The 13,833-nt window shown below is 36.5% G+C and carries 10 protein-coding genes and 1 pseudogene; 3 read left to right on the top strand and 8 right to left on the bottom strand.

The features are described 5' to 3' along the window. Positions 1-215 precede the first annotated feature (215 nt). Positions 216-572: an IS66 family insertion sequence element accessory protein TnpA gene (gene tnpA / locus B2W36_RS11840; protein WP_293887853.1), complete on the top strand. Its 357-nt coding sequence runs from the start codon at positions 216-218 to the stop codon at positions 570-572. 120 nt (positions 573-692) lie between these two features. Here the strand turns inward: tnpA and B2W36_RS11835 are convergent, their stop codons facing one another. From B2W36_RS11835 to B2W36_RS11820, 4 genes are all read right to left on the bottom strand, one after another. After that, a complete protein-coding gene (locus B2W36_RS11835; RefSeq protein ID WP_293887852.1) occupies positions 693-1,433 on the bottom strand; it encodes a hypothetical protein in 741 nt (246 codons plus the stop codon). Positions 1,434-1,647: 214 nt separating this feature from the next. Next, positions 1,648-5,328 carry a hypothetical protein gene (locus B2W36_RS11830; RefSeq protein WP_349678860.1) on the bottom strand — a complete coding sequence of 1,227 codons (3,681 nt, stop codon included), beginning with the start codon at positions 5,326-5,328 and terminating at the stop codon, positions 1,648-1,650. 39 nt (positions 5,329-5,367) lie between these two features. Further along, positions 5,368-7,053, bottom strand: a complete 1,686-nt coding sequence (locus B2W36_RS11825; protein ID WP_293887850.1) for an RNA-binding domain-containing protein — start codon at positions 7,051-7,053, stop codon at positions 5,368-5,370. 336 nt (positions 7,054-7,389) lie between these two features. Beyond that, positions 7,390-8,058 (bottom strand): hypothetical protein, encoded by a 669-nt coding sequence (locus B2W36_RS11820; protein ID WP_293887849.1) that lies wholly within the window; start codon positions 8,056-8,058, stop codon positions 7,390-7,392. Between the two features lie 252 nt (positions 8,059-8,310). Between B2W36_RS11820 and B2W36_RS11815 the strand changes: the two genes are divergently transcribed. Together B2W36_RS11815 and B2W36_RS11810 are read left to right on the top strand one after the other, a co-directional pair. Further along, positions 8,311-8,685, top strand: a complete 375-nt coding sequence (locus B2W36_RS11815) for a hypothetical protein (protein ID WP_293887848.1) — start codon at positions 8,311-8,313, stop codon at positions 8,683-8,685. 79 nt (positions 8,686-8,764) lie between these two features. Continuing rightward, positions 8,765-8,947: pseudogene (locus B2W36_RS11810) on the top strand (ATP-binding protein); the annotation flags it as partial. Between the two features lie 157 nt (positions 8,948-9,104). Here B2W36_RS11810 and B2W36_RS11805 read toward each other — a convergent pair. From B2W36_RS11805 to B2W36_RS11790, 4 genes are all read right to left on the bottom strand, one after another. Next, complete coding sequence (locus B2W36_RS11805) at positions 9,105-9,605, bottom strand: hypothetical protein (RefSeq protein ID WP_293887847.1); 501 nt, start codon at positions 9,603-9,605, stop codon at positions 9,105-9,107. A gap of 2 nt (positions 9,606-9,607) precedes the next feature. Then, positions 9,608-12,535 carry a hypothetical protein gene (locus B2W36_RS11800; protein ID WP_293887846.1) on the bottom strand — a complete coding sequence of 976 codons (2,928 nt, stop codon included), beginning with the start codon at positions 12,533-12,535 and terminating at the stop codon, positions 9,608-9,610. Between the two features lie 182 nt (positions 12,536-12,717). Then, entirely contained in the window at positions 12,718-13,323 is a 606-nt protein-coding gene (locus B2W36_RS11795; protein ID WP_293887845.1) for a hypothetical protein, read from the bottom strand. Between the two features lie 12 nt (positions 13,324-13,335). After that, positions 13,336-13,821 (bottom strand): hypothetical protein, encoded by a 486-nt coding sequence (locus tag B2W36_RS11790; RefSeq protein WP_293887844.1) that lies wholly within the window; start codon positions 13,819-13,821, stop codon positions 13,336-13,338. Between the last annotated feature and the right edge of the window lie 12 nt (positions 13,822-13,833).

Below are 13,833 nucleotides of genomic sequence, written 5' to 3'. Positions count from 1 at the left end.
AATTGGGTTAAGTATTCTTGTGTAAACGATTATTCTTCAGTATTAATCCTAAAATGCCAGAAATTGAACCGAAACAACTGGCATCACCATTCTGAAATACCCAACTTTGCCCCATCTGTATCCCTTCAATAGCCTCTAACTTCGCTGGATCTCAAGGTATCCATCCTACCAAGTACATATTGACTTAGGTCCGCTCAGTTGTTAGCTTTGTTGCTTTGAGCAATATTGAAGAAAAACGTGAGCGTATGCTGTGTATGATAGCAGACTGGCATCAGAGTGGAAAATGTAAGAAAGATTATTGCGCGGAAAATGAGATCAACGAAGCGACCTTTTATTTTTGGTTTTCGCGCTGTGAAGAAAATGACATAGCCCGCGTTAACTTTATAACAATCGATAAGGCGCAGGGAAAGGACGACGTTGAAATTTTTTATCCCAGCAGTGTGCCTATTAAGGTAGAGAATTATTTTGCCCTTGTTTTTTCTGCATATTCCGCACCATACTATACCACCATTCTGCACCAAAGTACACCAGTGATTCCGCTGCAAAATACACCCTTTGGTGTAAATTTTTAGCAGCCTAATTATAAGTTGACGGTCTTTTAAACTGTTTTAGAAACGCTGCCATTCCAACATATAGTGCACCAATAATTCCGCTGCAAACTACACTGCTGGATATTTAAGAAAAAAAGATTGCTAAGTTGGGTCTGTATTAGATCTAACGATACCCTTTATATATTTAGCAAATTGCAAAGTGTTGTTTATAATTTCTTCTTGTTTTGGACTTTCAATTTCTTTTTTATGAGAGTAAAATGCATTTCTTATATCATCAATTGAGTCGGATTTATCAACCCAATTGATAGCAAAAAAATTATCTTCGTAAAATGCTTTTAATGGTACATCATATTCGATAAGTAGGGGCTTATCTGATTTAGTAAGAATGTTTATAAAACTAATATCATTAGGATGTATTTTAAAACAATTGGGATCGATTATAGCACCAGACCAATTTTGTATACTTTCCATTTGATATGCATTAGTTAAACCCCTTCCGACAATTGTAGTTCCTAAATTTTCTAATACACTTATTTCACCTAAAGAAATTGCCCCTCTTAATGGAATTCCTTCATTAATGCCCATTCTTAAAAGTACCCTTGATTGTAGAATTAGAAAAAATAGTCCTCTATGATTAAATTCATTTTGAATCAAAATAATGCTGTCTGAAATTATAAATTGCGAAATACTTTCTAAACTTTCTACCGCGGTTTTATCGTAGTTATGGTGCTCAATTCCTATCTCTCTTATCTTATTGACAGTGTCACAAAGAGCATCATTATAGATTTTAATTAAATCTTCGTGAGAATTTTTTTCTACAAGATTTTTAAATCCTAGTATATCAAAAAAAGCGACAAATTTGGTATCTAAGGCTTTATACATATTTCAATAATGTCGAATTTCTCGAGAGGAATTATGATACTTCCTATTTGTTGAACAACTTTTTACTAAACTAAGATATAATAAGCAATCTCTTAGTTAAAGATACGAATTCATCAGTGTTCAAACGAATAATTTTAGGGGGCGGATAAATGGAAAGGGTCAATATGAATCCAAGAGTTTAAAAATTCTGAATTTATTTCGACTCTTATCACCCTTATAAAAGTTTTGTTTGTTTATTTTTAAATATCTGATAGCCTCCCTTTTTCATTCGTTTAGATTTATCGCCTATATAGTTATTTGCTATCATTAATTCGAAGAGCATTTCATTATATGAAGTATGTTCTAGATCCAAACTTTCATTTATATTTGTTGATAGGTATCTGTGATATTCTTTGTCTCCTAGAAGTCCGATAATGTCCCTTATTTCAGATTTACTGAACCGGTCAAAGTAATTATTTAAGATCTGTACATTAGAAGGGTCAGATCTGTGATATGATATTGCTTCGATAATTTTTAAATTATTTACTGATAGGCCTTGCTCTTTAGATAATCGATATTGCAAGTTAGATATAAATAAATCTGCTGTCCAGTCCGTTATATCATAAGTGCCTAAAATATTATTGATTTCATCTACTGAATAGGCATTTAAGTGCATTATTTGGGCTAAATGACTTTCATCCAACGTAAAGCCATTATCGACTTCTAAAAGTTCATCTTTATGATTTTCGAGATATAACAATCCCAAGGAATGAAAACTTTGTAAATGATCATACACATCGTTATCAAGCGCGAAACTCTTTCTCTTAATCATAGTTTCCAATCTTTCTTTGGCTGTATTTTCAAAATCAAAAAACTTAATACCAATATTACCAGCTTTAAGGATTTGGTCGAACGCTTCATCGGATAGGAAAGATGATGCCAAGAGGTCTTTCCACATTTGTATGTACGTCATTTTTCCATCCTTGTTTTTGTGATGTGGAACAAAAATATTTGATAATAGCTGGGCATTGTAACCGCTGTTGATAAAATGTGCTATATCTTTTAAAACGTCTTCGTAACCAATATAAATGTAATGTAAGTTTTCCCAGGTGGGTTTGATCTTACCAATTGCTAGTAGATGAAACATTAACTCGTCATCGTTGATTACCGATATATCCGAAATAGTGGCTTCCATTCTATCGCTGATGAGCTTGCTATTGTTGGTTTTAATATTCTTTTTATTAAATAGTTCAATAAGATCTTGTTCGTCCCCCTTTGTATTGGTTTCTATGCCTAAGTAAATATCTCTGACATATTCATTAATGTTATCGTCTATATATGCTATGATATGTTTATCTCTAGAATTTTTTATAGCGGCGTAGTTTGTAGTCTCAAAGGCTTTTTCATCTGTATACTCTGCATTTATTTTTAACATCTGCAGTATGTTTTCTTTATTGATTCTGTAATTGTTGTTCCGGTATACGAAGTTAAATAGGCTTTTTGTGTCGTCGGTTGGGTCGTCTAGTTTCTGGAATTTTATATCAAGTTCATGTATTAGAGTACTTATTTTTTTTTCAAGATCTTTATTTCCTTTCGTATCTACCAACGACAAGAAGCTAGGGTTGTATGTTATCATTTCGATCAGCGAATCGTGATTTTGCTTCATTATATCCTCGACGTTCGCATGTGTTAAGATCAACCGTAGGTAATTATTTATTTCGTTTCCTTGATAATTAGATTCTTCTGCTACGTAGTAAAAGAAATTTCCCCAATGCTTCGTTAGTTTATTTATAAAAATATCGATCGGTCTGTCTTCATCTGCGATGTATCCATCTATAAACTGAACACATCTTTCTCGTTTGTTACTTAGTAACCTGATTAGCGCGTTGTACTTTGATTTCTCAGTATCATAGCTATTTGCTAGATAGTCAACGAGATCATAGTTTAATATACTTTCTCTTTTAAAGTATCTTAAATCAAGTGTTTCAAGTAAACCGTCGATCTTATCGAGTTTATAAGAGAAGTCAGTGTTGAATCCCCCTCTAACATTTTGATCAAATATGAGATCATTTCTTGTCACCGTACCTTCATGGAAGAGTGAGATATAATGATTGTAGTTTTCATTTATATAGCCATTAATTATTAGGCTTCTCAATAGATTATTGTTCGAAAAATCTGTTAAGTAAATACTTACATCAATGTCTTGGAAGATTTGATGCAAATCTTGCGATTCAAGGTTGGTCTTTTGCTCTTTTAGTTCTGAGATTTCGGATAGCAATACCATAGCTTGATTTTTTTTCTTCTCTCTGATCAAGGCGAGATGTGTTTCATAATCGTGAGTACCATTGACTTCTTTTTCTATGTCCGAAAACTTAAAATTTAATTCTAAATTAGTAGAACGCCGATATTGACCATAACTATTATAATGTGGAAAATGGGTTATAGTTAGTTTGTTATCGATTATCTTTTGAAATCCTTCATCATCTAAGAGGCTATCAACGGATTGTTCTAGTATACTATCTTCAGGCAAATTTTGAAATACATGGTAGATATAGATCTTTCTTAAATCTCGTTCATCATCAAGGGATAGCATTTTTATTTCTTGGATTTTTTTCTCCTTCTCCGTTATGTAATCGTCCAATTGATCGATATTCTTTCGGATGTAATCTTTTTTGTTGTTTATCAAAGCGTATAACTTCCCTTGTTTATTGTTGAGCAAAGAAAAGTCTTCTGGCTCGATATTCTTATATGTAATCATTGCAAACAGCTCCTCTGGTTTTGTTACGAACTCAAGTTTAAGGGCATGTCTGTATATTACAAATTCATGGAAAATGTTGATCAATAAACGCATGTCGATGTCATCGATAAAAGTTACCACGTCCGACATGAATTCTCTGGAGAAAATATCCTCGTTTAGGCCCGCTTCTTTTATCAACGTTTGTAACTGTTCTTTGGCGTTGGATGAGTTAATGAATGGTATTACAGGAATGATATATTCAAAAAACTTAACCCGTTCTTTTTTGTCTTTAATGAGGTTATCTCCGACAGCATATACAAAGTTAATTTCTTGATCAATCAGTTTCGAGTTGTTCAATAAAATATTGATCTCTCGTAACTTGGTAAAAATGTCTGTATTGTCAAATCGATCGAGATCTTCGATAATAACGACGTTATAGTCTGTGCGCTCGAAAAAGTATAATATTTCTTCAAGATGTTCATTGAAAACCGATTTATTTGCATTTTCACCTAATTCCAGCTCCCCCTTTATATTTACTTTGTTAATCTTTGAGTTGCTAAAAAGCTGGAGAACTAACTTAGCAAGAAACCCTATTCCACTGAACGAGATAATTATAAAAATTAACCCAGACCAACTAAATGGTTTGTTTCTATGCCAGCTTTCAGGATCCAACTTATCAAGGTAGTCATACTTCAACAATAAAATGGTGCTGATCACCCATATTATGAATACAACTGCTAGGAGCAAATAGTGCCACCATTTCCGGTTAATTATTCGTTTAAATCGTGATTCAGGTATTTTTTCTGGTTTAACGTGATAAAAGATTTGTTGGAGTATACTTACTTCTAGCAGCCGTTCTAATTTTTCTTTTTCGACAGGCTCCAGTTTCCCATCTTTTTGGTTGAAAGCTGCTAGTGATACATTAAGAAATTTATATTGCGGGTTAAGTGCTTTGAAAGTTTTCAAAATGGTGCTTTTCCCAGAACCGTAACTACCGGTTAAAGCAATGTTGTTCACGTCTTTTGCATCGATGGTCTCTTTGAGCTTGTTTAGATAAGGCTGTATTTTTTCGATATCTTCCGGCTTCGTCAGTACTTTCGGGGCGAGCGAACTGATACTGCTTTCAGTTGGTTTATTTAATGCCTTTTTGGAAGCGAAAAACTTAGTAAGAAAAATCATAGTTAGATGGTTTGGTTAGGTGGGACATACGTTTTAACTTCAGATCACGCTTCCCATTATAAAGTTTATTCCTCTCTGCGTTATCCTATACTGTTGGTTAGGAGAGTTGGCTTGGGCTATCGTGTACTCAATTAATTTATGGCTCCTGAGGGGATTAAGATACCCATCCCTAAGCGAATCTTTCTTTTTATAGCCTAATATGTCGGTGAGTTCTTCAATAGATATAGGTAATATAGTGAATAGCAAAACCGCTAGTAGAACCCTGGTTCTCTTTTGTAGCAACTCTCCCGTTTTTTCTTCCCAGCTCCCCCCTTTTTTTAGGTTGGCGATAGTCAAGTTGTTGTTAATTAGTAGTCTAAGTTTTTCTAGCTCCCCCTTTTTTTCTTGCCAACTCCCCCCTAAAGTAATAGCCAGCTCATCCCAGTCCTTCACGTTTTTGAGTCTCGAATCTAGAGAAAGTCCTTTCAACTGCTCTATACGTTCCTGTCCCAACTGATCTTTTGTGAGGTCGGCAAGATGGAGATAAAGCTGATAGTTTTCTCCCACTAAATAGGTAACCATTGGGATCACGCTACGGAAAGACTCATCCTCTATAAAAATAGGGTGCGTTCCGCCAGTGTATGCGACCACGAATTTGTTCATGTTTTTGACGCCCGAACCGATCTCATCTGCCCATGTCAAGACATTGAAAAATGCACGGATATTGGGGTTCTTAGGTTCAGCCTCAAAGGTGTCGAGATTTAACGGTCCTCTAAAACGTGGACGGCTCGGGTTTATAGTTTCCACACGATCCTCATAGATTAGAACTTCGGTTGGCAGTGCATTGTTGTATTCCCTATGGATGATGATATTCCCGACCAGTTCCCTGAAGATCAGTTCACGTAGATCTTTTCGCTCTCCGCTGTTGTCTTGGTAAAATTTCTCTGGCCACTTGGATTTTATGAAAGCCAGCGCTTGTAGGTACGAATCGATAAGATTGGTTTTTAGCAATAGCCGATCGTCCCATCGATCCAAATTGTGCCGGCGCTCTAATATATCAATACGATAGGCAGGTAAGATATTGCCTATCACCTCATCCGTTCCAAATATTAGTGCTGCTGCTAGTGTAAGCCCTTCTTCACCTGTAGCAAAATCCCTTCGCAATAACCGCGCATCCCGTAGTATGCGCTCATTGGATGCTTCGAGCCATGGATGATTGGCATTGACCAGTGCGAGGCGTGAACGTACTTTATCAAATAGGGAATGATCAAGATGGGTTATTTGTAGGTGAGGGAAAATCTTGTTCTCCGTAAATACGTTTCTTTTCCTAGCGTATAGATCGGCTATTCGAGTCTCATCGGTTACCCGGAAGTCACTGTCGTTCTCTCTGTCGTATATGATATTTTTAAGTTTGTGGACAAACGAGCTTAATGGTACACGTATATACAGTATCGTTCCATTAGGATGTACTACTTCCTCAACCGGAAGCGGAAAGATGGGGGAGAGGACGTCTGGATTGTTTAATGCCGTGACAATATCTTGTTTTAGGTTTTTTAGATTCTGTTCGCTCAGTCCTAGTATGGTACCATCGTCTTTTACGCCTAAAAGAATTATGCCCCCTTCGTGATTCAAGAAAGAACATACCGTATCATATAAAGAAGCGGGAACACCATTTTGGGCTTCCTTAAATTCTATTCGAATTCCTTCTCCTTGATCGATGATTTTATCTAGCTCTGTTTGGCCCATATTGGTTCTTAAAGTTTTCTAAGACCTCTAATTTACGAAATTGGGTTAAGTATTCTTGTGTAAACGATTATTCTTCAGTATTAATCCTAAAATGCCAGAAATTGAACCGAAACAACTGGCATCACCATTCTGAAATACCCAAATTTGCATCACCTGCACCCCTTCAACCATCAGTGCCAGATCGCTCCAGGACAATTCTTCTTTTTTACGTTAAAGTAAGCTAAAAATAATATAATAGAAATACATAGGTTTCGAGCCAAAATACCTATGAAAGAATAGCTATGTACGACACGGGTTTTACGTTGTGCGAATTGACTTGTAAACTGCTTGACAACTTCAATTTAATTTAAATTTCGCTTGATGAGATTTTAAAAAGGTATCACATTCACAATAAGCTTTTTTGAGATTATTTGTTATTTTATCGTCACCTACACTATACAATATATCTATATGCTCCCGTCTCTTATCTCGGAACATTATTCTCTCTTCTGATCCAATTGTTCTATCATTTAAATATCCGTTGTAGTATCCAATCTGCTGTGCAGAGTGTAAAATATTGGTTTTGGTTTCTTTAATAAATGCTATATATTTTGTAATTACGTTATCTTTTCCTAATAAGAATAACACCTCATGCTCCAGATCGAACATTTCATTTAACTTTAACTCATAATTGCTATACCGTGATTGAACTACGAAATAGCTACTAAAAGATTCTGAATTTTCTAGAGATATTTTATCTCCTTTTGCTTTAATATAAATCATTCCTTCCTCTACTTCATGTTCGAAGGATAGCGGACTTCTTAAGTTTAGTATACATTCACGAGAACTCGGAAATACTTTAGAGAACCTAACCAATACATCTAAATTTTTTTCCTTCTTCCATTCATCTTTTGCCTCTTTGGCAATTTGATATGTTTTCCATGCATAATAAACTGCTATTGTGGCAATAATTACCGTAGCCACATCAGCTAGCATTTCGATCGCATCTTTACAGGTATATTCCATTGTTTAGGAAATTTTAACTCATCAAATATAACTTTGCCACGCCAAAAACGCAATACCATTTACTTTATTAATATGGTATTCGCCAATGTATGATTCATTTATAGTTAATACTATTAATAGTGACTTACCTTCTTTATTTAAGCTTTCAATGGGTATGCCGGAGTAAATTGGTTCAATCATAAAATATAAATCAGAAATATTAAAAGTGAAGTTTATAATTCTTAAATTGCTTTTTTACTAAATATAAATTTTATGAGTAGCAGACAATTAGAAGAATTACAAGAAGAAAAAAGAGATCGAGCGATTGCTGAAGAGTTGGGTATTACTTATGAAGAATTAGGTGAAACTAATTTTGAAATAGACCCTGACAATAGTGAAGATGGTGTTGTTTACGGTTATTACATAGTTTTTAAAGATGGTTCTTCACAAGAAGTTCTTGATAAGATTGATGGGCTTGAAAATAATCGAGTGTATTTTGATACATTAATGTTCTCGGATGAACCAGATGATGATTTTGATCCATACAATGATGGCGATGAAAAATTAACAGATGGGGAAAGAAAAATCGCAGAACAAGAAATGTTTAGGATTGCAGAAGAAAATCGTAGGAATGGGTTAGGAAATTGATATGGACGAGAAAACGTGGTCAATTTGTGGCTCAATATATGATTTAAGCTTTACAAAGATACCTGTTAGAGATAAGGGTCTGATGGAAATAATTGAAGATAGACACGCTAAAGCCTCGACAATAATTGCCAGTCAGCTACCTGTGGCCAGTTGGTATGATGTAATCGGTGAAGATACAATTGCAGACGCAATACTCGATAGACTGATCCATGGATCTTACAGAATCGAACTTAAAGGTGAAAGTCTAAGAAAAAAGAAGTAATATTGTCAGGTCATCAGTTGGACTGAAGAAAGCCTTGATAGAGGGGTCAGTATGTCCAGCGGAGGGGTCAACATCGACATTATATCCATAAATATCACAGAAAATTTGGACAAAGGCGTCAAATCCTTTGTCCGAAATAGATATTTCCTTCAAACATTTATTTACCGTATTCAACACCGATGCTCATTTCTCCATCTGCTGTAAGGGATACCGCCTCCATAAAGTTAGCCTTCAGCGAGCCTCCAATACCGATTTTCTGATCATAATTCAGCTTACTGACAGAGTAGGTCTCCGTTCCTATTTCAATGGTGGTTGGCACGCACTTGAAAGCGGCAATGATGATTTCTTTAATGAATTCAGAAATTGACTTTTTAAACCAGCTGTGAATATCCTTAGCCTTCTGTCCTGCTTTAGCTATGAGCTCTTCAACATTACTGATGATTGCATCCATTTTTTCCTTTGTGTAATCCCGACCTAAAACAAATGTTTCAGTTATCGCCTCCGTAAAATTATCCCATTCACGTTCTATCTTGCCTATCAACGGTCCATCCAAGACACCCTTAAGGGTTGCTTCATTTTTCATCTCGTGGCTTTTTGAGACCTTTCTAATTGCTGTATCGATGACATCTACATCGATAATTACTGTTGTATAATTCATTGTTATATGGGTTTGAAAAATTCTTCTTCTGCATTGGGATATCCGGATTTTATTCCTGGGCTCTTACCGCTGACCAGCAGGTAATCGATAATGTTAGCAATGGAATTCCCAAATGATTTCGCAGCCGCAAGTCCGTTTTCATGAACCTCTTGTGCAAGCATCCCATCTGGATAGATTGCTTTTAGGATGGCCAAACTGACTTTCTCAATGGTATCAGTATCTGCCTGTAAGTTTTCCTCGCATAATTTTTTGACCCTTTCGGCCCATGGTTCGGCATTTATCTGTTGCTCTCTAAATGATATATTACCCCATTGATTTGAGCAAAGCCATTCCAAGCTCCTTTGTGAACATGGTTTGTCAACATGATTGATTATTTCCTTAAAGTCGACGCCGAGATCAGGACTGAACCTCTCGCTGAGCATTTCTACTATTTCGTTTTCAACGGGTCTGTTAAATATTAATCCTGCGCTAGTCACCCTCATCCATTCCCCGAGTTGATAAATGCAGTAGTGGTGGGAATTGGCGACGGAATCAACACCTCCCAGTACGACCGCACGTGTTAATTTAATGTAAGCCGAGCCATGTTTACTGACATATTCTTCAAGATACTTGTAATCCTTCTCGGCTAATTGGAACGTTATCCTGTGGTAGGATGGCTTACCTGTTTCAATATTTTTTTCACGTGTTCTCACTAGGCAGCTTAAATATTTATTTTGTGTTTGCAACCAAAATGGGCACTCTACGCTTCCCAGTGGCATAATCGTATAGCGCCCTACGAATCCAATCTCACCCTTTTCATTAACCCAGCTGTTTGCAGTCGACTGTGTAAAGATTGAAATCTTTTTACGCACAAGGTCTAACTGATCATCCGGGAAACTTTGTTGCAACGAAAAATGTCCCACTCCGTAGTCCAAAATTTCCTTTGTTTTTTTAACCATGAAGGCTCGCTGCAGTTGCTCGAACTGAGCTAATTTTTCCGGCTCGTAAACAAGCCTTCCATTTAACCATGCTAACGTTCTGGTTGAAAAGATATCTGCAGACTCGAGGAATACCTTGAGATCTTCGAGGTGGACCGAGCCGATAAACTCGAACCATTTTATTTGTTGATCGATGCAGGCAACCTGAAACTCTTTGGGTGCCAAACTCAAATTAGGAACCACTTCAGCACCACTGAAACGCGTGAGGTGTAAGAGTATTCTAAATGCCTGGGCACTGCTAAGTTTCGTATCACCTAATGCTACTCGCCATTTCTTCACAGTGGCGCGGACTGCAAGGTAACCCGGCAGGTATTGCTTGTGATTACTTTTTAGGTATGGCCATAGCAAGTTGGAACCCTGGTTTTCGATTGCCTGATGGTAATGCTTTTCCATTAGGTTCTTATGTTCAGAGGCCACTTTTTTAAAGTCATCGAGGTTCTTTATATCCCCATGCAAAGGATTGAAGTCGATTAAGTTGCTAAATATCGAGGTAACCGGTGATTCTATATCAGGATCTGTCGTTGGATCATCCGCAAATTCTCCATAAAGTGCCAACCCTTCAAACCATGGGGTCCAAACCTGCTCATAAATCTTTATTTTATTTTCTACCGCAGCAGATCGCTCGGCTAATGAAAGTAAGGTTAAGTCTGGTTTTATAAGGCCAACAGGCTTCTTCCCTTTCAAAAAAAGTTCAAGCTCTTCCTGTTCTATTTTATGTGATGAGCTGAATAAATGCAGATATAGCTCCAGGTCCACTAAAGCCCAACGCATTAAATCCAGCACCAGACCAACCATTCCGAAAAGACTGTAAACGTGAATTAGTTCATGTTTTAAATCCATTAGCATTTCATCCAAGGCGTCTTCCTTCAGAATCGATAAGCCCATCGGCACTGAGTTGAGCATTTTTGGGTATTGTATGGTCCAATTGCTGAAATTGACCATCAATTCTTTTTTTTGGGGGAGCAATGCATATCTGGTATTTGCAAGTTCTTGCATGTAAGCTAAACTCGTCGTTCGAAAATTATGCTCCCAGGTTGCCATATCACCAGTCCACACAGGATGGGCCAAAGCAGTCAGGTCTGGCATTTCTCCGGGCTTATCTATTCCGGGTATGGAATAGTATAAGAAAGCCAGGGCGTCCATATACTTATGGTAAGACAGCTGTTCGAAAATGGTGTGCAGAACGCTTTCTTCTGCCTGGTAGTTAGTGTCCTGGTGGTACTTTCTGAGCAGATACCGCAATAGACTTTCCATGGCATCGAACGCCTTCAAACGGTCACTAGCATTGTCTTCCCCGTACTGGATCAATATATTGGCGGACTGTAGTAAAATGGCGGAGACATCGGTATTTAAATAGTCGTATGAGCGGTCTAGGAGCTGTTGGCATAGTCTGACAGTATCGTGTTTATTTGTGTCTTTCAAGAATGCGATCGCGGTAAGTGCAGTACCAAGGGTTTGCTCGTTATGGAAATTCTCATGAATCATCTCCGCAATCTTTGCCATTCCCTGCCCAATGTCTTCAAATTGAGCTGGGGTCGGTTGTGCTGAATCAAAAAAGTCTACCAGACTTTTAAAGCATTGTGTTATCTCCCATAACAGCATCCCATTCCTGTCTGAATGCTCTGACCAGTATTCCTCCAGGATGAAAATAAGATCATGGTAGTGGACCGTCCAGTTTTTCTGGTCCTGAACCTCCGGTAGATTGTATATCAGGTTGGTCATAAACAAGTTTACCAGAGGAGTGCTAATTGATTTAGTCTTTCGAATAATATAGTGAACGGGGTTTATTCCGGCTACCTCTGCCTCCGCTACCCAACTATCATAAAGATTATATTCTTCTTCTGAAGCCTTCTGTTGTGGGGCGGTGGATTTCAGCAAAGTCATTACAGCCTCTTTTCGCAGGAAGTCGTTCAGTTCATCTTTCTCGATACTGACCATTTTTGGCTTATTCATTTGTCGTGATTTTGATTTTGGAATGCGGCCTTTCTAGGCAATATTTGGTTTATTAAAGTTCAAGGGATCATTAACTTATCCTAGAATCGGAGTTACCTTTTTAAATTCATGCGCCATGAATCCAAGTTCAATAAATTCATGGAAAAAAAGTCATAGTATTTTAAATAGTGGTTTTTTATATTTCATTTAATAATTTTAGTAGGAAGTTTTAAAAAGACATTGTCATATCGTTTTGTCTTTAAAAATTGACCGAATGCAAAAAAAGCCTCGTCAATTTTCTTTAAGTCGAAGTCTTTAAGATTTTCTTCTATAAACGGAAGGTATTTCTCAGAATAGAACTCAAATTTACTCTTATTGGATGCTTTTCCGTCGATTTTACGATAATCATCAATTCCTGTTATAAAGACAAAAGCTCTGTGAATATGTTGATCATATATAGGAAACTTATTAGGCTGAATAAGATGTAATAAAAATATACTCCATACAGCAGATATATCTTTGTATTTCTCTATATGATCACTAAACTTATAATGTTTATTTAGTTTTGCCGAATTTATGTGAGTAAGATTAGCAATGATCTTTGTTTCGAAGCTTTTCTGTTTTGGTTTACTGAGAACACTTCCATTTTTCCAAATATAAAAATTTAAAAGATCCTCTTCTTCAAATATTTCCTTATTTATTCTTGAATTATATACATCTTCTAATTTGTAAAAATACATACTCGACCAAAAATCAATAAAGGACTTCCAATCACTCGTTTGGGAGGCAGATAATATTTGTAAATTCATGGAAACTAAATATTATTTATAGATATCTTCTTCAATTAAAGCCAAGAGCATAGCAGCCATAGCTTCGATCTCGGTTGTGCCAAATCTAATAAGGTTGTTATATTGTCCTTTTTGATTTTGGCTAAATGCTATAACTTTATCCTCGTAGGCATACCTAGCGACGTAATCTATAGAATTAGGATCTTCATCTGCTTTTAGAAGCTCTAGGCGGGCAAAGGAGTAATCGGTACCTTCCGGGAATACTATTTTTTCATAAGTGTTTGTGGATACTCTATAAGTCTCTTCATTTACTTCTAGGGTTCCAGGAAGTAAGTTTAGAAGTTCAGAAAAAGTATAGCAGTAGCACTCAAATTGTGAGTCTAGTTTCAGGTCTGTTTCACCTACAAATAATCTACCAGATTCATTTTTGAAATAACTAAATAGGGATTTCTTCCCTGGGATTACTTTGTTTAATAATTTCGAAGTTTCGAAGGATGTGACGATTTGTTCAATTTTCATTGTGTTTAATAG

The organism is Sphingobacterium sp. UBA3549 (assembly GCF_002376635.1).
Taxonomy (GTDB): domain Bacteria; phylum Bacteroidota; class Bacteroidia; order Sphingobacteriales; family Sphingobacteriaceae; genus Sphingobacterium.
The sequence above is the reverse complement of the archived record's forward strand: the minus strand, read 5'-3'. Positions and strand labels throughout refer to the sequence as shown.